The 22,937-nt window shown below is 67.0% G+C and carries 10 protein-coding genes; 7 read left to right on the forward strand and 3 right to left on the reverse strand.

Annotated features, from left to right (window positions below):
* The first annotated feature begins 78 nt into the window (after positions 1 to 78).
* The 6 genes from K0B96_RS04275 to K0B96_RS04300 all read left to right on the forward strand — a co-directional run bounded on the left by K0B96_RS04275 (position 79) and on the right by K0B96_RS04300 (position 16,707).
* Positions 79 to 999 (forward strand): 2-dehydropantoate 2-reductase, encoded by a 921-nt coding sequence (locus K0B96_RS04275; RefSeq protein ID WP_255558843.1) that lies wholly within the window; start codon positions 79 to 81, stop codon positions 997 to 999.
* A gap of 76 nt (positions 1,000 to 1,075) precedes the next feature.
* Positions 1,076 to 1,930: a sugar phosphate isomerase/epimerase family protein gene (locus tag K0B96_RS04280; protein WP_220164224.1), complete on the forward strand. Its 855-nt coding sequence runs from the start codon at positions 1,076 to 1,078 to the stop codon at positions 1,928 to 1,930.
* Between the two features lie 42 nt (positions 1,931 to 1,972).
* Positions 1,973 to 3,979 (forward strand): M13 family metallopeptidase, encoded by a 2,007-nt coding sequence (locus K0B96_RS04285; protein ID WP_220164226.1) that lies wholly within the window; start codon positions 1,973 to 1,975, stop codon positions 3,977 to 3,979.
* A gap of 275 nt (positions 3,980 to 4,254) precedes the next feature.
* Positions 4,255 to 13,986 (forward strand): putative Ig domain-containing protein, encoded by a 9,732-nt coding sequence (locus K0B96_RS04290; protein WP_220164228.1) that lies wholly within the window; start codon positions 4,255 to 4,257, stop codon positions 13,984 to 13,986.
* 304 nt (positions 13,987 to 14,290) lie between these two features.
* A complete protein-coding gene (locus K0B96_RS04295; protein WP_220164230.1) occupies positions 14,291 to 15,688 on the forward strand; it encodes an MFS transporter in 1,398 nt (465 codons plus the stop codon).
* A 107-nt stretch (positions 15,689 to 15,795) separates the two neighbouring features.
* Positions 15,796 to 16,707: a glycosyltransferase family 2 protein gene (locus K0B96_RS04300; RefSeq protein ID WP_220164232.1), complete on the forward strand. Its 912-nt coding sequence runs from the start codon at positions 15,796 to 15,798 to the stop codon at positions 16,705 to 16,707.
* Between the two features lie 110 nt (positions 16,708 to 16,817).
* Here the strand turns inward: K0B96_RS04300 and K0B96_RS04305 are convergent, their stop codons facing one another.
* Positions 16,818 to 18,251 carry a rhamnulokinase gene (locus K0B96_RS04305; RefSeq protein ID WP_220164234.1) on the reverse strand — a complete coding sequence of 478 codons (1,434 nt, stop codon included), beginning with the start codon at positions 18,249 to 18,251 and terminating at the stop codon, positions 16,818 to 16,820.
* A gap of 192 nt (positions 18,252 to 18,443) precedes the next feature.
* Between K0B96_RS04305 and K0B96_RS04310 the strand changes: the two genes are divergently transcribed.
* On the forward strand, positions 18,444 to 20,801 hold the full coding sequence (locus tag K0B96_RS04310) for an OPT family oligopeptide transporter (RefSeq protein ID WP_220164236.1): 2,358 nt from the start codon (positions 18,444 to 18,446) through the stop codon (positions 20,799 to 20,801).
* A gap of 125 nt (positions 20,802 to 20,926) precedes the next feature.
* On the opposite strand, the gene K0B96_RS04315 is transcribed toward K0B96_RS04310, so the two are convergent.
* Both K0B96_RS04315 and K0B96_RS04320 read right to left on the reverse strand, forming a co-directional pair.
* Complete coding sequence (locus K0B96_RS04315) at positions 20,927 to 21,262, reverse strand: EF-hand domain-containing protein (RefSeq protein WP_220164238.1); 336 nt, start codon at positions 21,260 to 21,262, stop codon at positions 20,927 to 20,929.
* A 105-nt stretch (positions 21,263 to 21,367) separates the two neighbouring features.
* Positions 21,368 to 22,885, reverse strand: a complete 1,518-nt coding sequence (locus K0B96_RS04320; protein WP_220164240.1) for a sensor histidine kinase — start codon at positions 22,883 to 22,885, stop codon at positions 21,368 to 21,370.
* Positions 22,886 to 22,937: the final 52 nt, after the last annotated feature.

Below are 22,937 nucleotides of genomic sequence, written 5' to 3' on the forward strand. Positions count from 1 at the left end.
GCGGGTTGAAGCACAGCGATAGGAGCCGGGACACGGAGGCATTGCCGGACGGCGTTTCTCTGTGTCCTTTGTGTCACTGTGGTTAACATTTCCTCCATCGGGATCGTCGGCGCGGGAGCGATCGGCGCTTATTTTGGCGCTAAGCTCGCGCGTGCGGGAGCGGACGTGCGCTTCCTCATGCGCAGCGATCTGGCGGCGGTGCGCGAGCGCGGTTTGAGGATCGAGGAACCCGCCGGCGCGTTCACGCTTTCGCCGGTGGCCGCGTTTGGCACGACGGCGGAAATGGGGGCGTGCGACCTCGTGATCATCGCGCTGAAGGCGACAGCGAACGGCGCGCTCGGGGAATTGCTGCCGCCGTTGTTGCATGAGCGGACAACGCTGCTGCCGTTGCAGAATGGGTTGGGGCCGGACGAAGCCATCGCGGCGCAGTTTGGGCCTCGACGCGTCGTGGGCGGACTTTGTTACGCGGGCATCAATCGCACGGCACCGGGGGTGATCGTTTGCGCCTCTTACGGCACGACGACGCTGGGGGAGTTTAGCGGCGCGGCAACCGAGCGCACGCGGGCGATCGCCGCGTGGTTTGAGCGAGCGGATTTGAAGCCGAGCGTGGTGGACGATCTGGCCGAGGCACGGTGGCGGAAGCTCGTTTGGAACGTGCCGTTCAACGGCCTTGCGGTGGTGGCGGACGGAGGCATCACCACCGACTTGATTCTCGCCGATCCGGACCTCGTCGCGCGGGCCCGGCGGCTGATGGAGGAAGTGGTCGCAGTGGCCGCGGCGTTGGGCCATGCGATTCCGACAAGTTATATTGACCGGCAGTTTGTGACGACCGCGCGGATCGGAGCTTATGCGCCGTCGAGTTTGGTGGATTACCGCGCTGGACGCGCCATCGAGATCGAGGCGATCTGGGGCGAACCGTTGCGGCGGGCGCGGGCGGCGGGTGTGGCGACACCGGAATTGGCGCAGCTTTACGAGGAGTTGAAACAGTGCGCGGGATGAACGGCGGAGCGGAGCGCGTGGCCGTTGCCGGCTCGACAGGGGATGCCCGGTCGTCTGCGCTCGCGTGGGCAACGCGATGAAATACGGAGCGCACATTTATTTGTGGATCGAGCGATGGTCCGACGCGGAGGTCGGGTTGCTCGCGCGCGCGAAGAGTCTCGGGCTCGACGTGCTGGAGATCGCGGTGGGGTTGGACGTTTCGTTTTCCTCCGATTTGACGCGGCGCGCGGCGGCGGAGGCAGGGATGCGTTTGATCACGAGTCCGGGCGGCGAGTGGCCGGCGGCGGCGGATTTGTCGGCGGACGATCCGGCGCAGCGGCGGGCGGCAGTCGAGTTTCACCGGCGGGCGATCGATCAGGCGGCGGAGCTGGGCGCGCTGGCATATGCGGGGGCGATTTACGGACGGCCGGGCACGGTGTTGAAACGGCGTCCGCCGGCGGACGAATTGCCGCGCACGGCGGAAGGGCTGCGGGTGCTGGCGGATTTCGCGAAGGAGCGCGGCGTGGGGCTCGTGATCGAGCCGATGAGCCGGTTTCGCACGCATCTGATCAACACGCCGGCGCAGGCGTTGCAGTTGATCGAGCTGGCGGGCGCGCCGGGCAACGTGGGGGTGATGTTCGACACGTATCACATGGTGACGGAGCTCCGCGATCCGGCGGCGGCGGTGCGGGCGCTGGGCGACACATTGTGGGGGCTGCACGCGTGCGAGAACGATCGTGGCGTGCCGGGCGGCGGGCTGATTCCGTGGGCGCCGCTGCTGGCGGCGGTGGGCGAGACGGCGTGCGATTACATCGGCTTAGAAGGCTACAACACGGCGCGCGGCGATTTCGGCTGGCGGCGCGGGATGTTTCAGGACGTATGCCCGGACGGCGACGCGTTTGTGCGGGAGGGGCTGGCTTGCTTGCAAACGCAGGTGGTTGACCGGCAGTAAACCTCGCCTTGCCTGGGAAGGCGGCGTGGCTATGCATGGGCCATGCAAATTCCTCGCTGGGCGGTCGCTTCGGCCGCGTTGGTTTGCTCGGTGGCGGCGTTCGCGGCCATCGACCCGAAGAACTTCGACCCTGCGGTCAAACCGCAGGACGACTTTTACCAGTTCGCCAATGGCGGCTGGCTAAAAAACAATCCGGTCCCGCCGGCCTACAGCCGTTGGGGGGCGTTTTACGAAGTCAACGAGACCAATCTGGCCGCGTTGCACACGGTGCTTGAGCAGGCGTCCCGCGCGGAACATCCCAACGCGATCGAGAAGCTGGTCGGCGATTTCTACGCGAGCGGCATGGACGAGGCCGCCATCGACGCGGCGGGCCTCCAGCCGTTGCAACCGGAACTCGATCGCATCGATGCCATCAAGACGGTCGAGGACGTGCAGGCGGAGATCGCGCATCTGCACGGGCGCGCGGTGCGGGTCGGATTCTTTTTCACGTCGGAGCAGGATCCCAAGGATACGAAGATGATGATCGCGGCGGGCGGCCAGGGCGGGCTCGGGCTGCCGGACCGCGATTACTATTTCCGCGACGACGAGAAGTCGAAAACGCTGCGGATGGAATACACCGCGCACGTGGCGCGCATGCTGGAGTTGTCGGGTTGGTCGCCGGATGACGCCAAGCAGGGCGCGGACGACGTGCTCCAACTGGAGACGGCGCTGGCGGCGGTCTCGAAGAAGCGGGTCGATCTGCGCGACCCGGTGGCGAATTATCACAAAATGTCGGCCGCCGAGCTGGCGAAGCTCGCGCCGGAGTTCGATTGGAACCGCTACTTCACGGCGCTCGACATCAAGGACGTGGGTCCGATCGACATCGGGCAGCCGGAGTTTTTCACGGGGTTCAGCAAGCAGATCAAGGACACGCCGGTCGCAGCGTGGAAGACGTATCTGCGCTGGCATTTGCTGCACGCGGCGGCGCCTTACCTGAGCAGCGCGCTGGTGAATGAGAATTTCCAGTTCTTCGACAAAACCCTCTCAGGCACGCAGGAACTGCGCGAGCGATGGAAGCGGGTGCTGGGGACGATCGACACGTACACCGGCGAGGCGCTGGGCCAGCTTTACGTGAAGGAGTTTTTTCCGCCGGAGTCGAAAGCGCGGATGTTGCAGCTCGTGGAAAACCTCCGCGCGGCGTTGCGCGATCGCTTGCACACGCTCGAATGGATGGACGACGCGACGAAGGCCCGCGCGTTGGACAAGCTCAACGCGTTTGGCGTGAAGATCGGTTATCCCGACAAGTGGATCGACTACAGCTCGGTGAAGATAGACCGGAAGGCCTATTGGCAGAACGTGATGAACGCGCGCGCGTTTGATCACCATCGCAGCATCGCGAAAATCGGCCAGCCGGTGGATCGCACCGAGTGGGACATGACGCCGCCGACGGTGAACGCGTATTACAACCCCACGATGAACGAGATCGTGTTTCCCGCCGGCATCCTGCAGCCGCCGTTCTTCGACGCGAAGGCGGATGATGCGGTGAACTACGGCGGCATCGGCGCGGTGATCGGCCACGAGATGACGCATGGTTTCGACGACGAAGGCCGGCAGTTCGCCGCCGACGGCAGTCTGACGGACTGGTGGACGCCAGAGAGCGCGGCGAAATTCAAGGAGCGTTCCGCGGCGATCGTGAAGCAGTTCAACGGCTATGTGGCGATCGACGATCTGCACGTGAATGGGGCGTTGACGCAGGGCGAGAACATCGCGGACCTCGGCGGATTGAAGATCGCTTATGCCGCGCTGCAAAAAGCGCTCGGCGGCAAAGAGCCGGCGAAGATCGGCGGCTTCACTGCGGCGCAGCGGTTCTTCCTGAGCTGGGCGACGGTGTGGCATACGAACATCCGCGACCAGCAACTGCGTTTGCAGGTGAACACTGATCCGCACTCGCCGGCGCGTTTCCGCGTGAACGGGCCCGTCTCGAATTTGGAGGATTTCTACAAGGCGTTTGATGTGCCCGCAGGTGCGCCGATGCGCCGCCCGGACAACGAGCGCGTCGAGATCTGGTAACGTAAAACGCACCGCGTGGCCGAAAAATCGGTCGCGAAAAGAGTTACAAGCGCCGTCCGGGAAAGGACGGCGCTTTTTGTCGGTCGCGCGGTGCAGGCGATGAAAGTAGGTCGGCGCGCTCCCACGAGAGGTTGCGGACGGCGGTGGTTGAGCGGGGGGAGCGGCGGCTGGATGAGATCTGCGGGCGTGGCGTCGGCGTCGCAAAAGGTTTGCGCCCCATGCGGCCTCGGGCAATTTCCGGGCCTTCCCGTGGAACTCGTTTCCGATAACTTTCCGTGAGGCGCGGCACCCTAGCTTTCGTCGGGGCGCTGGTGGTCGTTCTGCTGTTGGGCGGCGTTCGTCTGTATCGCATCCGGGCGGCGGAAACGGAAAGGGACAAGACACAGGCCGCATTCGCGGGCGCACCGGAAAGCGAGGCGGCGGAACCTCGCTTGGCGACGGCAGGAGACGAGGTCAAAACGCCGCGAGCGCAGGCGGAGGGGGCGGGTGCCGGCGGGGGCGCGGGGCAACGGATTTCAGCGGCGGAGGAGTTATGGCAGGAGATTCCGGCGGGGGCGTTGCGCGAGAGTTTGCTGCGGCTGGACGCGGCCGCGCGGCGGCGGGCGTTGGAGAAACTGGCGCGCTTGCACGTGCCCAAGGAAGACTATGCAAGCCTGCGGGCGGCGGCGAATGGCGGGTTGTTTTACGCGTGTGTGTTTCCGCGTCCGCCGGACGAGACGGGCACGCGCAACGCGATGGGGCAGGGATCGGGCGGGGCGCTCGCGGGGGCGGCGGGAGCGAGCGTGCCCATCGCGACGCCGCCGGTGTTTCACTCGAAGCCGGGATCGGCCAACGTGCTCTACCTCGACTTCAACGGGCACACGATCACGGGCACGGCGTGGAATACGAGCAATGGCGCCGCGGCGGTTTACCAGGCGTTGCCCTACGACACGGATGGCGACGCGACGTCGTTCAGCGATGCGGAGCAGGCGGTGATCGCGCAAGTGTGGCAGCGCGTGGCGGAGGATTATGCGCCGTTTGACGTGGACGTGACAACGGAGGAGCCGGCGGTGTTTACCTCCACGACCGGGCGTGCGGTGATCACGAAGAATGTCGATGCGAACGGCGTGGGCATGCCGTCGGGCACGGCGGGCGGCGTGGCGTGGCTGGATGTCTTTGGCGAGGCGGATTACGCGACGGCGTCATCGCCCGTGCTCATTTACTATAACAATCTGGGCAACACGCGGGCGGATTATATTGCGGAGGCGACGGCGCACGAGTTTGGGCACAATCTGAGTTTGTCGCACGACGGACAGACCAACGGCAACGAATACTACGGCGGTCATGGCAGCGGCGAAACGTCGTGGGGGCCGATCATGGGCACGGGCTACAATCGCAACGTCTCGCAGTGGTCGAAGGGCGAATATTATCTGGCGAACAACACCGAGGACGATCTGGCGATCATCTCCGGGCATCTGGGCTACCGGGCGGACGAAGCCGGCGGCACCGTCGCGACGGCCGCGGTGGCGGCGGTGAACGGCACGGTGGTCAGTGCGAGCGGCATTCTCAGCAGCGCGAGCGACAGCGACACGTTTGCGGTCTCGACGGGCGCGGGGACGCTCACGTTGAGCGCCTCGCCGTATCGCGCCGCGAGCAACACCTACGGCGGCGATGCGGACTTGAAACTGGAAGTGCTCAATGCGGCGGGGACGGTGGTCGCCTCCGCCGACCCGAGCGCCACGACGACGGTTTCGCTCAGCTATGCGGCGGCGGCGGGGACGTATTTTGTGCGGTTGACGCCGTCGAGCACGGGCACGCCGCTGGCATCGACGCCGACGGGTTATACAAGTTATGCGAGCATCGGCCACTACACGCTGACGGGGACGATCGTCCCGGCGGCGCCGCAAATATTGGGGCCGCTGACGGCCAGCACGCCCGCGGGGGCGAATTTTAGCTATGCGATTGCAGCGACCAACTCGCCCACGAGTTATACGGCGGCGGGCCTGCCGACGGGATTAACGTGCGATGCAGGGTCGGGAGTGATCAGCGGCCGGGCGGCGGTAGCGGGCGTGTTCGCGGTCGCGCTGACGGCGACGAACGGCGTGGGCTCGGCCCAGGCGACGCTTACTCTGACGATCACGGACGCGGCGCCGGCGATCACGAGCCAGACGGGCGGCCGCACGACGGTGCCCGCAGGCGGGGTGTTGACGTTGCAAGTGGCGGCGATCAGCGCGAACGGCGCCGCGAGTTATCAGTGGAAACACAATGGCCTCGCGGTGGCGGGCGGGACAAACAGCACGCTCACGGTTCCCAGCGCGAGCGTCGCGGGCAGCGGTTATTTTCAAGCAGTCGTCACCAACGCGATCGGCAGCACGACGAGCGCGGCGATGTTTGTGCGCGTGGCTCCGGCGGTGGCGGAGGTGCTGACGTGGGGGAAAAACGATCACGGGCAGTTGAATGAGCCGGTCGCGCTGGAAGATGCGACGGAGGTGGTCGCGGGCACTTACCACGTGCTGGCGCTCAAGTCCGACGGGACGGTCGCGGCTTGGGGCGACGACAGCAAGGGGCAGACGGACGTGCCGGCGGATCTGAGCGACGTGGTGGAAGTCGCGGCGGGGAAATATCATTCGCTCGCGTTGCTCGCCAACGGCACGGTGCGCGGCTGGGGGCTCGGCACATCCGGGCAGACGACCGCGCCGGATGGGTTGTCGGATGTCGTCGAGATTTCGGCGGGCGATTACTATTCGGTGGCGTTGAAAGCGGACGGGAGCGTGGTGGCATGGGGCGACAACGCTTATGGCCAGCGGAACGTGCCGGGCGGTTTGAGCGGGGTGATCGGCGTCGCGGCGGGCGCAGCGCATGTGCTCGCGTTGAAAGGCGACGGCACGGTGACGGCGTGGGGTTGGAACGCGAACGGACAGGCGAGCGTGCCGGGCTCGCTCGCGGGCGTCGTGGCCGTGGCGGCGGGGACGAATCATTCCGTGGCGTTGAACAGCAATGGGACGGTGACGGCGTGGGGTGCGAGCACGTTCACGAGCGGCGCGAGCGCCCTGACGGGTGTGACCGCGATCGCTGCGGGCAACAATCACTCGCTGGCGTTAAAAGCCGATGGGACGGTGAGCGGTTGGGGCACGGATACGGATGGGCAGATTGCGGGCGGCGCCGGCGTGACGACGGTGGTGGGCGTGGATGCGGGGTTGTCGTTTTCCGTGGCGTTGCGCGATGCGACGGGGGACGTGGCGCCGACGTTCACCGCGCAGCCGGTTGACCGGGCGATTATCTCTGGCGGGAGCGCGACCTTCTCTGTGGCGACGAACGCTTCGACGGCGAGTTATGGGTGGGAGGTCGATTCCGGGAGCGGCTGGGAGGTGGTGGCGGAAGGGGCGCCGTTCAGCGGCGCGGCGACGACGACGTTGAGCATAGCGGACGTGACCACAGTGATGAACGGGTGGCAGTTTCGCTGTGTGGCGACGAACGCGGCGGGCAGCACGACGTCGTCGGTCGCGACACTGACCGTCGCGAAGGCAGCGCAGACGATCGCGTTCGAAGCGGTGAGCGCGAAGACGTTTGGCGATGCGGCGTTTGCGGTGAAGGCGACGGCGACGAGCGGGTTGCCGGTGGATGTGAGCGTCGTGAGCGGACCGGCGACGATGGCGAACGGGGTGGTGACGTTGACGGGCGCGGGCACGGTGACATTGCGCGCGAGCCAGGCAGGCGACGCGCGTTACGCGGCGGCGACGGATGTGAACGTGAGTTTCACGGTGGAAAAGGCGGTGCCGCTGCTGACTTGGGCCGCGCCGGCGGGGATCGTTTACGGCACGGCTTTGTCGGAAACGCAGCTCAACGCGACGGCGAGCGTGCCGGGCGTTTTCGTCTATTCGCCGGCGGCCGGAACAGTCTTGGACGCGGGGAGCGGTGCGGTGTTGAGCGTAACGTTTACGCCGGCGGAAACGGAAAATTATACGCGCGCGACGGCGACGACGACGATCGCGGTGGCGGCGGCGACGCAGACGATTTCTTACGCACCGGTCGGTGCGAAGACATTTGGCGATGCGCCGTTCATTGTGGCGGCGAGTGCGAGCAGCGGCCTGCCGGTGACGATCGTGGTCGCGGCGGGGCCGGCGAGCGTGGCGAATGGCGCGGTGACGTTGAGCGGGGCGGGCGCGGTGACGTTGGTCTTACGTCAGGCAGGCAATGCCAACTTTGCCGCGGCGCCGGACGTGCCGGTGATGTTTAGCGTGGCGAAAGACCAGCCTCTGCTCGCGTGGGAGGCGCCGGCGGCGATTGCGTATGGCACGGTGCTTTCGAGCGCGCAGCTCAATGCGACGGCGGATGTGGCGGGCACGTTTGTTTACGATCCGCCCGCGGGCACGGTGTTGGCGGCCGGCGAGGCGCAGGTGTTGAGCGTGACGTTCACGCCGGACGATGCGGCGGATTTTACGAAGGCGACGGCGACGACGACGATTACCGTGGCGCCGGCGGCGCAGACGATCGCGGTCGACCCGATCACGGCGAAGACGTTTGGCGATGCGGCGTTTGCGGTGACTGCGACGGCGACGAGCGGGTTGCCGGTGGATGTGAGCGTCGTGAGCGGACCGGCGACGATGGCGAACGGAGTGGTAACGTTGACGGGCGCGGGCGCGGTGTCGTTGCGCGCGAGTCAGGCGGGCGATCCGAATTTCAAGGCGGCGGATGACGTGGTCGTGAGCTTCACGGTGGCGAAGGCGGGGCCTGTGCTGACGTGGAGCGCGCCGGCGGCGATTGCGTATGGCACGGTGTTTTCGAGCGCGCAGCTCAACGCGACGGCGGATGTGGCGGGCACGTTTGTTTACGATCCGCCCGCGGGCACGGTGTTGGCGGCCGGCGAGGCGCAGGTGTTGAGCGTGACGTTCACACCGGACGATGCGGCGAATTTTACGGAGGCGACGGCGACTACGACGATTACCGTGGCGCCGGCGGCGCAGACAATCGCGATCGACCCGATCACGGCGAAGACGTTTGGCGATGCGGCGTTTGCGGTGACTGCGACGGCGACGAGCGGGTTGCCGGTGAGCGTGAGTGTCGTGAGCGGACCAGCGACGATGGCGAACGGAGTGGTGACGTTGACGGGCGCGGGCGCGGTGTCGTTGCGCGCGAGTCAGGTGGGCGATGCGAATTTCACGGCGGCGGATGACGTGGTCGTGAGCTTCACGGTGGCGAAGGCGGGGCCGGTGCTGATGTGGAGCGCGCCGGCGGCGATTGCGTATGGCACGGCGTTGTCCACGGCGCAGCTCAACGCGACGGCGGATGTGGCGGGCACGTTTGTTTACGATCCGCCCGCGGGCACGGTGTTGGCGGCCGGCGAGGCACAAGTGTTGCGCGCGACGTTCACGCCGGACGATGCGGCGAATTTTGCGGAGGCGACGGCGACGACGACGATTACCGTGGCGCCGGCGGCGCAGACGATCGAGGTTGAGCCGATCGCGGCGAAGACGTTTGGCGATGCGGCGTTTGCGGTGACTGCGACGGCGACGAGCGGGTTGCCGGTGAGCGTGAGTGTCGTGAGCGGACCGGCGACGATGGCGAACGGAGTGGTGACGTTGACGGGCGCGGGCACGGTGACGTTGCGCGCGAGCCAGGCAGGCGACGCGCGTTACGTGGCGGCGACGGATGTGGACGTGAGCTTCACGGTGGCGAAGGCGGTGCCGGTGCTGACGTGGAGCGCGCCGGCGGCGATTGCGTATGGCGAAGCGTTGTCCGCGACGCAGCTCAACGCGACGGCGAGCGTGCCGGGTGCGTTTGCTTACGTTCCGGCGCTCGGGACGACACTTGGGGCAGGAGACGGGCAGGTGTTGAGCGTGACGTTCACACCGGACGATGCGGCGGATTTTACGGAGGCGACGGCGACGACGACGATTACCGTGGCGCCGGCGGCGCAGACAATCGCGGTCGACCCGATCACGGCGAAGACGTTTGGCGATGCGGCGTTTGCGGTGACTGCGACGGCGACGAGCGGGTTGCCGGTAAGCGTGAGTGTCGTGAGCGGACCGGCGACGATGGCGAACGGAGTGGTAACGTTGACGGGCGCGGGCGCGGTGTCGTTGCGCGCGAGTCAGGCGGGCGATGCGCGTTACGTGGCGGCGACGGATGTGGACGTGAGCTTCACGGTGGCGAAGGCGGTGCCGGTGCTGACGTGGAGCGCGCCGGCGGCGATTGCGTATGGCGAAGCGTTGTCCGCGACGCAGCTCAACGCGACGGCGAGCGTGCCGGGTGCGTTTGCTTACGTTCCGGCGCTCGGGACGACACTTGGGGCAGGAGACGGGCAGGTGTTGAGCGTGACGTTCACACCGGACGATGCGGCGGATTTTACGGAGGCGACGGCGACGACGACGATTACCGTGGCGCCGGCGGCGCAGACAATCGCGATCGACCCGATCACGGCGAAGACGTTTGGCGATGCGGCGTTTGCGGTGACTGCGACGGCGACGAGCGGGTTGCCGGTGGATGTGAGTGTCGTGAGCGGACCGGCGACGATGGCGAACGGAGTGGTGACGTTGACGGGCGCGGGCACGGTGACGTTGCGCGCGAGTCAGGGGGGCGATGCGAATTTCACGGCGGCGGAAGACGTGGTCGTGAGCTTCACGGTGGCGAAGGCGGTGCCGGTGCTGACGTGGAGCGCGCCGGCGGCGATTGCTTACGGCACGGCGTTGTCCTCGACGCAGCTCAACGCGACGGCGAGCGTGCCGGGGACGTTTGTTTACGATCCGGCGGCGGGCACAAAACTTGAGGCGGGGGACGCACAAGTGTTGCGCGCGATGTTTACGCCGGAAGACAGCGCGAATTACGTCTCGGCTTCGCTCACGCGTGAGATCGACGTGAAGCTCATCGCGACGCAAATCATCACACAGCCGGTTTCCGTGGTCGTGGTGGAAGGGGAGAATGCGATTTTCCGGGTCGTGGCCACGGGCGCGCCCGAGCCAACGTTTCAATGGCAGAAAGATGGAACGCCTCTCACCGGCGCGACATCGGCGACGTTGGTGCTCGCAGCGGTGAGCGCAGATGATGCGGGGGCATTTACGGTAACGGTGGCGAATTCTGCACGCACGGTGGTGAGTCAGGAGGCAACGTTGACGGTGAATCCGATCGCGCCGGTTATTTCGGCCACGGATTTGTCGGCGGTGCAGGGCCAATCATTTGACTTCCAAATCAACGCCAACACGACGTCCGCGACGTATGGCGCGAGCGGGTTGCCGGCGGGGCTGACGGTGAACACCGCGACGGGCGCGATCAGCGGCACACCGACGACGACGGGCAGCTTCACGGTGACGTTGAGCGCCTCCAACGCGACCAGCAGCGACAGCAAACAGATCACGCTGACGGTCCAGCCACCGGCGCCGGTCATCACGAGCCCCGGCGCAACCGGCGGCCGCGTGGGCAGCGCGTTCACCTACACGATTGTGGCGTCCAACGGCGCCACCACTTACAGCGCGCCGTATCTGCCGGACGGGCTCACACTCAATGCGGCGACGGGCGAGATCACGGGTACGCCGACGACCGCGGGGACTTACCTCGTCGTCATCACCGCGAGCAACGTGACCGGCTCCGCGACGACGCAGCTCCAGATCACCGTGGAATCCGCCGCCAACGCGCCGCTCTACGCGGGCGCCACGTCGTTCAGCGCGGTGCAAAACACCGGCTTCGCACTGGTGCCGGCGTTCACGAACAGCCCCACCGGTTTCGCGCTCGCGAAGCTCGCCGACGGCACCGATTCGGTGCTGCCGACGGGCCTCACGTTCAACGCCACCACCGGCGTGCTCACGGGCACGCCGACGCAGGTGGGCGTCTTCACGTTTGCGCTCCGCGCCACCAACGCCGGCGGCAGTTCGACGGTCACGTTGACGCTCACGGTCAACCCCGCGCCGGCGGCGCCGAAGATCACCAGCGCGTCGAGCGCGATGGCGACGGTCGGCGTGGCGTTCAGCTTCCAACTCACCGCGAGCGCCACGCCCGCCGCGACGAGCTTCACGCTCGTGTCCGGCACGCTGCCCGCGGGCCTCACGCTCAACCCCGCGAGCGGCCTCATCTCCGGCACGCCGGGCGCACCGGCGCTCACGACGGTGTCGGTCGCGGCGACCAACACCGTGGGCACGGGCGCCGCGGCGCAACTGGTGTTCTCCGTGTCGCCGTCACCGACGGCACCGGCGATCACGTCGGCGCTCGTGGCCACGGGCCAGGTCGGCACCGCGCTCAGTTATCAACTCACGGCGTCGAACACGCCCACGTCGTTCACCCTTGTGTCCGGCACGCTGCCGGCGGGTCTCGCGTTTGACGGGGCGACAGGCGCGATCTCGGGCACGCCCACGACCGTGGGCCAGCGCCGCGTTTACTTCGCCGCGAGCAACGCCTCCGGCCGCGGCCTCGCGCTCGAAGTGCTCTTCAGCATCACCGCCGCGCCGACCGTGCCGGTGGTGACGAGCAACCCGACCGCGGAAGGGCAGGTCGGCCAGGCGTTCCTCTATATTGTCACGGGCACGAACACGCCGATCAGCTACGGCGTGACGGGCACGCTGCCCGCCGGCCTCGTGGCCGAGGAAGGCGTGATCTACGGTGTGCCCGCGCAATCGGGCACGGCGATCCTCACGCTGACCGCGACCAACGCCGACGGCACCGGCGCGGCGAAGACGCTGACGATCACGATCCGCCCCGCGCCTGCGACGCCGGTCATCACGAGCGCGCTCAACGCCTCGGGCCGCGTGGGCACGGCGTTCGCGTATCAAGCGACCGCGACGGAGAACGCGACCTCGTTCGTCGCGCTCGGGCTGCCCTCGGGCCTCACGATGAACAGCGCCGGCCAGATCAGCGGCACGCCGACCGCGGCGGGCACGTTCGGCGTGACGCTCCGCGCCACGAACGCCGCGGGCGCGGGCACGCCAGCGATCCTCTCGCTCGCGATCAACGCCGCCGCGCAAGCGCCGAAGCTCACGAGCGCCGCCGCGCAGGCCGGCAAAGTGCGCGTGCCCTTCACGTATCAAGCGAGCGCCGCGCCCGGTCCGATCACGAGCTACGGGTTGACCGGCACGCTGCCGCTCGGCCTCGCGTTCAACACCTCCACCGGCCTGCTCTCCGGCACGCCCGCCGAGTCGGGGGTGTTTGTCGTGACGCTGACCGCGACGGCCGACGCCGGCACGAGCCTCGGCCAGGACGTGGCGTTGTTCATCTCGCCCGCCGACGATGTGCCGGTGATCAACAGCTCCACGCGCGCCGACGGCACGGTGGACGCTGCGTTCAGCTTCACCGTCACCGCGACGAATCTGCCGGCCGCGCCGTTCCCGCCGTATGCGACGATCGACGCGATCGGGTTGCCCGACGGCCTCGCGATCAATCCCTCGACGGGCTTGATCCAAGGCACGCCGACGAGCGCGGGGACGTTCACCGTTTACCTCGCCGCGACGAATCTCAACGGCACCGGGCCGGTGCGCACGTTGACCCTCGTGATCAAACCCTCGCCGTCGGCGCCGATCATCAACAGTTCGCCGCAAGCCGCCGCGCAAGCGGGCGTGGCGTTCAGTTACCAGATCGGCGCGCTCAACGGCGCGACGGCCTACGAAGTGATCGGGGCGCCCGCGTGGCTCGGCGTCAACGCGACGACCGGCGCGCTCACGGGCACGCCGACGCTGCCGGGCACGGTGACGGTGCAACTGCTCGCGAGCAACGCGACCGGCACCTCGAGCCCGCAGACGCTCACGCTCACGATCGCGCCGGCGGCGAACACGCCGGTGATCACCAGCGGCCAGGCGGCCACGGGTGCGATCGGCGCGGCGTTCAGTTACCAGATTGCCGCGACGAATACGCCGACGAGTTACATCGCGACGGGTCTGCCGGAAGGTCTGGTCTTCGACGGTGCGACCGGCCAGATCACGGGCACGCCGCAAGCCTCGGGCGAGTTCCGCGTGACGCTCACAGCCGTCAACGCCCAAGGCCCGGGCGCCGGCGCCGCTCTCGTTCTCACCATTGTTTCCAGCGTGCAGTTCATCGACGCGGGCGGATGAAGGTGAAATTCCTCCGGAGCGTCGATTTTGTGAAATGGGCAAGCAGGGTGACGCGTGGGGCGCACGCTGACGCGCGTGGGCTTGATGTTAACGACGAGCTTCAAACCACCGCGCGGCGGAGCGCACGGTCCACCTGCGCGGCGTCAGGGCGATGCGCGGACGAGCAGCGGAGGTGGTGCGGACGTGGCGGAGTGAAATGCGCGACGGGAAAGGCGCGGCGCAGAAATGCGATTGCGGCGCAGTGGGAGGGTGACTTGATGCGGGTTTCCCCATGATTGAACCGCCGGGCCGGATTCGAGAATTTGTGGCTTCGTTCACTGACACGCTGCGGCTGCCGCGGGCGTTTTGGTTCGTGATCGGCGCGTTCGTGGTCGATTCGATGGCTTACTTCGGCGTGCTGACGCTGATGTCGAGCTACCTGTCGAGCGAGCTCGGCTGGGGCGACGTGGCGGCGGGAATCATGGTGAGTCTTTTCACCATGAGCATGACGTTGTTCATGCTGGGCTTGGGGAGTTTTGCCGAAGGCTTCGGCTTGCGGCGGGCGATTCTTGCGGCGCTGGCGTTGTGCACAGTGGGGCGGCTGGTTTATAGCGGAATGGGGATGGTGCACGGCGGCGTGGCCGTGACGGCGGCGGTGATCGCGGCGATTTTCGTGACGGCGGTGGGCGAGGCGATTTTGCAGCCCGTGTGCTACTCGGGCGTGAAACAATACACGGACGAGAAGACGAGCGTGATGGGTTACGCGTTGATCTATGCGATCATGAACGCGCTGATCGTGGCGGCGGGCACATTGTCGGCGTGGATCCGGCCGGCGGTGCAGGACGTGAAGGATGGCCACGCGACGACGGGCGGATTCGTGGGCTGGCTGGCGGGCGTGACGCCGAGCGGCATCGACGCGGTGAACTGGGTGTTCACAGGCGTGACGGCGCTGACTTTTGTGGGGTTCTTCGTCGTGTTCACGCGGAAGGCGGAGGCGGAGAAGTTGCGGCCGGACCCCGCGGAGGAGCAACGTCTCGGGGCGACGAAGCCGCGGCTCGCGCGGTTGAAGGAGTATTTCACGGAGGGACCGTTTCGGAATCCGAGATTCCTGTTTTTCATTTTCATGCTGCTGCCGGTGCGGACGTTGTTCGCGCACCAGTGGCTGACGTTTCCGCAATATATTCTGCGGGCCTACGACAAGGACGTGGCGGATCACATGGAGTGGCTGGTGAACTGGATCAACCCGGGTGTGATCTTCATCGGCGTGCCGCTGACGGCGGCGCTGACGAAGCGGATCAACGTTTATACGATGATGATCGTCGGTTCGCTGGTGAGCGCGCTGCCGACGTTTCTGCTGGTGGGCGGTCCGGATTTGACGCGGTTGATCACGTATTTCGTGGTGTTCTCCATCGGCGAAGCGCTGTGGTCGGCGCGATTTTTGGAATACGCGTCGGAACTCGCGCCGCCGGGACGCGTGGCGCAATACATGGGCCTCGCGAACATCCCGTGGCTGCTGGCGAAGGGCACGACGGGCTTTTACTCCGGCTACATGCTCTCGCGCTATTGTGCGGAAGGCGTGCCGCCGGCGCAGCAGCACACGGGCACGATGTTTTTGATCTACGGCTGCATCGCGATGTTGTCGCCGATCGGACTTTTCGCCGCGCGGAAGTGGGTGATGGCGGGATTGCACACGGCGCGGGCACCCGCGCGCGCGGCAAATTGAAGTCGGGTTGACGCGCGCTTGGGCCGGGAACCAAGCGGTCCGGGGCGGTTCTAGCACGACGAAGCACCGTTGGCGCAAGGACCTTGCGCAAGCGGTTTTCGTGCGCCATGCAGCCAAACCTTTCGATCATCGTTCCTCACAAAAACGACCCGGTGCGACTCGAGTCGTGCCTGGCCGGCCTGTCAGCGCAGGTGGAAAGCGGCGATGAGATCATCGTCGTCGATAATGGCTCGGGCGACCATGCGCGGGCCGCGGCGGAGGGCGCGTGTTGGCGGATGGGTGCGCGATTTTTTTCGTGCGATCGCGGTGGCTCTTATGCGGCGCGGAACGTCGGGATAGAACAGGCGAAGAACGACGTGTTCGTGTTCACGGACGCGGATTGCCGGCCGGCGGCGGAGTTTCTGCCGAGTTATCGGGCGTGGTTCGCGACGAAGCGCGCGCCGGCGATCGCGGCGGGTCCCGTGGCACTTGTGCCGAGGCGCGGCGGGCGGTTCAACGCGTGGGAGTGCATCGATCGCGTTTACGGCTTTCCGCAGGCGGAGATGGTGCAGCGCTCCGGCACCGCGATGACGGCCAATCTGGCGGTCTCGCGTGCGGCGGTCGAGCAATGGGGCGCGTTTGACGCGCGGCTGTTCTCCGGGGGCGACGTGGAGTTTTCGCGGCGGGTATCCAGCCGTGTGCCCGGCGGGATGGGCTGGGTGCCGGGCGCGACGATTTTGCATCCGACGCGTGCCACGCGCGGGGAGCACCTGCGCCGGATGATGCGCACCCACGAGGGGTTGGAGCGACTGGCACGGCAGGCAGGTGCAGTCGGCGCCACGAAAGGCACGGTGTGGCGGGCGGCGATCGGGCGCCCGAGCGCCCGCTGGAAGCAGATTTTGCACCTCGCGGACGCTAGTTTGCCGGCGAAGGCGTGGGCGCTCGTGTGCCTCGCGGATTTGCGTCTGGCGAGGATGCGCTACAAAGCGCGTTTACGGCGCGAACTTGATCTGGGTCGGCTGGCGCGGGAGGTGAACTGACGCTGCAGGTAGCAGCGAAAACGGCCGCGCCGCTACCGCCGGTGGTGGCGGAAAACGCACGCCCACCGTGATCGATTGAGGCGCACGCCGTGGGCGCGGCCGCGGCGGCGCTAACCTCGCGGGGCGTAAGCTTTTTGCTCCAAGTGGTGGGCGAGAAGGCGACGGAACGTTTTCAGGTCTTTCACGGCGCCGAGCGCGATGAGCTGGCTGGCGAGGTTGCCGACGGCGCTGCCTTCCAGGCTGAACGAGGCGACGGGGATGCCGGCGGCGTTCGCGGTGGCCTGGCAAAGGAGGCGGTTGCGGGAGCCGCCTCCGACCATCAGGATGCGTTGAAACCGGCGGCCAATCATGTGCTCGAATGCCTGGGCAGCGTGGGCGTGGCCGCGACCGATCGAGTCGCAGATCAGGCGGGTGTAGCCGGCGAGATCTTTGGGCGCGCGGAGTTTTCGTTTCTTCAACTGGGCGTCGATGGCGCGTTTCATCGAGTCGGGCGCGGCGAACGCGGGGTCGGCGAGATCGAGCAGGCCGGCGGGGGCGGGGAGTTTCTCGGCGGCGGCGATGAGGGCGGCCCATTCGCGGTCGTGGGACGGGCGGCGCGAGAAATCCTTCATCGTCTGCTCAAGGAGGAAGAGGCCGACGACGTTGGTGAGCGGGCGGTAGCCGCCGCGACCGGTGCGTTCGTTCGCGATGCGCGCGGCGAGGGCGTCGGCGCCGAGGAGCGGGGCGTCGTTTTCGAAACCGACGAGCGACCACGTGCCGGAGGAGAGAAACAAGTCGCCGCCGTTTTCCGCGGCGGGCATGGCATCGTAGGCGCTGGCGGTGTCGTGGCCGGGGACGGCGATGACCTGCGTGCCGGCAAGTTCGGGCAGGCTGCGCACGCGGCCGAGCTTGGTGCCGGACGTGATGGGTGCCTTGAACCATTCGGCGGGGACGCGAAAGTGGTTGAGGGCGGCGCGCGACCAGTCGCGGCCGTGGACGTCGAGGAGTTGCGTGGTGCTCGCGTTGGAAAGTTCGTTTTCCATCCGACCGCTGAGGAGGAAATTGAAGTAGTCGGAGAGCAGGAGGCAGCGCGTGGCGAGGTCTTCGATCGCGGGGCAACTGGCGACGGTCTCGGCGAGTTGGAGGGAGGTGTTGTAGAAAACGTTGGGGATGCCGGTGGCGGCGTAAACGCGTTCGAGGGCGGCGCGGGTGCGCGCGAGGCGTTGGAGGCCGGGCTGGGTGCGGGCGTCGCGGTAGGCGTGCGGCGGAAAGACGAGGCGGCCGGCGTCGTTGAGGAGCACATGGTCGCAGCCCCACGTGTCGACGCCGACGGAGGCGAGCTTCGCGCCGCGGGGCAGCGCGGCGACGGCTTGGCGGAGGCCGGTCTGCACCTCGTGCCAGAGTGCGCCGAGTTCCCAATACGCGTGAGGCCCGAGCTCGCGGTAGGTGTTGGGGAAGCGGTGGACTTCGGCGAGGGTGAGGCGTTGGCGGGACCAGGTGCCGAGGATGACGCGGCCGCTGGTGGCGCCGAGATCGACGGCGGCGGAGTAGAGGGCGGAAGGCATGGCGGAAAAATTCGGAGCGAGCAGACAAGCGGTGGACAAGCGAGGCAATGCGGGATTGCGGGCGCGCGCAGCGATCGCGATCGAAGGCGCGCGGCCAGCGGGGCGCGCTGGCGGTGGGAGAACAAGAGACGCAGCGCGCGCGATGATTACGCGTTGAGTTTGCCCCGCCGACCCGGATAGTCGCCGCCCAACATGGCTACTTCCGCTGACCCCAAGCACGTGGAGCCGTATATCGGCGCCGCGACCGTAATGAGGGAGTTCACCGCGCGCGCGGTGATTACCGGTGCGATCCTCGGGATGATCTTTGGAGCATCGTCCCTTTACCTGGTGTTGAAGGTCGGTTTGACCGTGAGCGCGTCGATCCCCGTCGCGGTGATTTCGCTGGCGCTGTTTCGCGGCCTGTCGAAGACGGGTCTGCGCGACGCGACGATTCTCGAACACAACATCACGCAGACGGCGGGCTCGGCGGGCGAGTCGCTCGCCTTCGGCATCGGCGTGACGATGCCGGCGATCCTGATCCTCGGCTTCGATCTGGAACTGACGCGCGTGATGCTGGTGGCGATGCTCGGTGGGTTGCTGGGCATCCTGATGATGATTCCGCTGCGGCGGGCGTTGATCGTGAAGGAGCACGGGACATTAAAATATCCCGAAGGCACGGCTTGCGCGGCGGTCTTGAAAGCGGGTGCCAACGCTGACGACAAGGCGCACGCCTCGCCGAGCGCGCAGGCGGAGATTCGCGCGGCGGCGGCGGCGGGGCTGGGCGCGGCGCCGGGGGCGAAGGCGATTTTCACGGGCTTCGGCGTGGGGTTGATTTACACGACGTTCAACATCGCGCTCAAGGGATGGAAGGATGTGTCGGAAAAAGTGTTTGGCGCGCCCTTCAAGGCGGGCTCGGTCAGCGTGGAAGTATCGCCGGCGCTGCTCGGCGTGGGCTACATCATCGGGCCGCGGATCGCGTCGATCATGTGTGCGGGCGGTGTGTTGAGCTACCTCGCGCTGATTCCGATGATCAAATTTTTCGGCGAGTCGATGACGACGCCCCTTGAGCCCGGCACGAAACTTATTTCCGACATGAGCCCGGGCGACATTCGCAGCGCGTATGTGCTCTACATCGGAGCGGGCGCGGTGGCGGCGGGCGGGATCATCAGTCTCGTGCAGGCGATGCCGACGATCTGGCACGGCTTGAAGGAAGGTCTGCGCAATCTCAACGGTTCGCGAGGGAGCACGCTGGCGCGCGACGAAACGCCGCGCACGGAGCGCGACCTTTCGCTGAAGTTTGTCGGCATCGGCGTGGTTTTACTGCTGTTGGCGATCACGTTCGCACCGTCGCTCGAAATGAATTTCCTCGGCGCGCTGCTGATCGTGTTGTTCGGATTCTTGTTTGTGACGGTGTCGTCGCGGTTGACGGGCGAGATCGGCTCTTCGTCGAATCCGATTTCCGGCATGACCGTGGCGACGTTGTTGTTCACGTGCCTCATTTTTCTCCTCGTGGGCTGGACGGGGCGGACGGAATACGTGACGGCGCTTTCGGTGGGCGCGATCGTGTGCATCGCGGCATCGAATGGCGGGACGACTTCGCAGGACTTGAAGACGGGCTTTCTCCTCGGGGCGACGCCGAAGCTGCAGCAGTGGGCGATCATGGCGGGCGCGGCGCTTTCGGCGGTGTGTCTCGGGCCGGTGCTGCTCGTGTTGAACGACGCTTCGACCGTTTACGTGCCGATCCACGAGATCGCGCCGGCGGGGCTGCATACGGACGTGGGAGCGTTGAAGAAGACGGAAGGGCTCAAGGGACCGCAGGCGCGGGACGATGCGAACAGTTATCTCGTGTGGCAGAAAACGGACAATGTCGGCGCGCCCGAGGGACGTTATCTGGTGAATCAAAAGGGCGAGGCGGTGTGGCTCGTCGATCCTGGCATCAACGGGACGCACAATCGCCGGCCTGACGGCTCGCTGGTGCAAAAGTTCGATGCGCCGAAGGCGACGCTGATGTCGTATATCATCAAGGGGATTCTCGATCGGAAGCTGCCGTGGGCGCTCGTGTTGCTGGGCGTGATGATTGCCGTGACGATGGAGATGTCGTTCGTGCCGGCGCTGGCGTTTGCGGTGGGCGTTTACCTGCCGTTGTCGTCGTCGTCGCCGATTTTCTTTGGCGGTTTCGTGCGGTGGCTGGTGGATCGGCGGATGCGGAAGAAGGCCGCTTACGCGGCGATGACGCCGGCGCAGTTCACGGAGGAGACCGACAAGAGTCCCGGCGTGCTACTGGCGTCGGGTTACATTGCGGGCGGGGCGATCGCGGGCATCATCATTGCGATCATGCAAGGCGTGCCGTGGTTCGAAGGGATCAACGACGGGATCACCACCTGGTCGACGGCGCACAATCCGTTTTTCGACGGGCCGAATTCGGATCTGTTGACGTTGGTGCCGTTCGCGGTGCTCTGCATTTTGCTATATTTGGTCGGCCGCGAAAAACTGCTGGCGGGGCGTCTGGCGGGTCCGATGTATGCGGGGCGGGCCGATGCCGAAGGCGAGCAGATCCCGCCCGGCGCGTGATTGAGCCGGGCGGTGAGGGCGTTCGAGAACTCGCACGTCGGCGCGGCCTCGACGAGCGCACGGCGCAAGGATGGCGTGCGGTGCGCTCGCGCGAGGCGGCTGCGCTTGGTGGATAATTCCGCACGTCAAGGCGCGGGCGGAATCGGCGGCGCGCTGTCGTCCATTTCCGGCCGCGGCGGGCGGTCGCCGTGGGGCGGGTGCGCGGGGCGAAATTCGTCCGGCGTAAGCTGGCCGTCGTGATTTTTGTCGAGCGTGAGCAAAGCGGTGGACGCGCGGGCGATTTCGTCGGCGGAAATTACGCCGTCGTGATTCGCGTCGAGTGCGACGAGCAGCGGCGGCGGAGGCGGACGGTGGCCGTGGGCGGAGTCGGGCGGCGACGGCGGTGCGGCGTCGGCCGGTTGGGCGGGAAGCGCGAGCGCCAAAAGCGGCAGCGCGCAGAGAAGGCGAATAGGATTCTTCATACGCCGTGAGGTTCGCACGCGGATGTTAAGCGTGGATGAACGGCGGTGCGGAAAATTGTTAAGCGAGTGAAAAGCCAGCGCGGGAGGCGCCGCGCAGGCGGATGATCAAGGCGCACGCGCGAGCTGGATCTCGGCGCCGAAGCCGTGAGGCGTGCGGTTGAAGAAGCGGACGTTGCCGCCGCACGCCGCGATGGAGGAACGCACGATCGCGAGGCCGAGGCCGGAGCCGCCCGTGTCTGCCGAGCGTGCTTCGTCGGGCCGGAAGAACGGTTCGCCGAGGCGGGCGAGCGCTTCGGGCGGCACGCCAGGTCCGTCGTCCTCAACGATGAGCTTGATGTGTCCATCGTCCGGCGCGGCGGAGAGAAAGACGTGACTGCCGGGGGCATAGCGCGCGGCATTGCGGAGGAGGTTGGCGACGGCGCGTTCGAGCAGCCGGGCATCCGCGAGCACGCGCAGGCTCGGCGCCACCTCGACGCGGCAGACGATAGCGGGTGCTTCGCGCATGTGAACGCGTTGCAGCAGCGGAGCGAGTTCCACCGGTGCGAGGCTGGCGGCGCGGGGCCGGAGCCCGGCCTGGGTGAACGCCATCAATTCGTTCACGAGCTGGCTCATGTGCTGCACCTCGTCGCGCACGTCGCCGAGGGGGGCGGTGGCGGCGGCGCCAGTGCGTTGCTCAAGAATTTCGACGGCGACCTGCAGGCGGCCGAGAGGTGAGCCGAGCTCGTGGGCGACGTCGCCGAGAAAACGTTTCTGGCCTTGTGCCTGAGTTTCGAGGCGGGCGGCCATGCGGTTAACGGACTCGCCGAGGTGACCAAGTTCGTCGCGGCGGCGGGTCGGAACGCGCGTGGTGAAATCGCCAGAGGCGATGCGTTCGGTGGCGGCGCCGAGCTGGCGCAGGGCGCGGCTGATGCCGCGGACGAGCGGGAGCCAAAACAAAATGGAAACCACCAGGACGCCGGCAGCGGTGAGGAACCACGGCGTGAGGTCGAGGAGGCCGAGGAGCGCGCGGAGCGAAGAGGAATGCACGACGAGACTCACGGGTTCGGGGCGGCCGTTGTGGTCGACGGGCGGCATGCGCACGATGAGCCACCAGGCGGCGGGTTCGCCGACGTGAAACAAATGCCGGCCGCGCGCGAGATTCCGGGCGTTGGCGCCGGGACGATCGGAGCGGAGGTCGGGCGGCGGAGCGGCGTCGTCGCGAGGAGGCGCATCGTCGTGGAACTCGTCGCGGTCGTGGCGGGGTGGCGGGCGCGAGCCAGGCGGTGGTGGCGGGAGACCGAGAGGCGGTGGAGGGCGGAGTAGTGCGATGACTTCGCGCGGGAGTTCGGGGGCGTGACCGGCCCGCGTTTCGCCGCTCTCGTTGGCGACAACCGCATAATCGAGTTGGTCGCTGAGCGGGAGGTGCGCGACGGCAGCGGTGGCGTCGTCGGTCGCGCGAAGTTCGGCGGCGAGGAGGTTGGCGGCGGCCTGGGCGCGTTCACCGGCGGGTCCGCGCACGAGAGCGTCGAGGCCCGAGGCGTCGGACGTGACGAACAGCACGCAAGCGGCGAGCGCGGCGACGAGGAGGAGGTTGAGCACGAGCCAGAGCGAAACCTTGAGCGAGAGGGGGAAGCGGACGTGCATGCGGAAGCGGGAGTGAGGCGAGCGTAGCAAGCGGCGGAGGAAAATCCCGCGG

The sequence above is a fragment of the Horticoccus luteus genome, assembly GCF_019464535.1.
GTDB classification, from domain to species: domain Bacteria; phylum Verrucomicrobiota; class Verrucomicrobiia; order Opitutales; family Opitutaceae; genus Horticoccus; species Horticoccus luteus.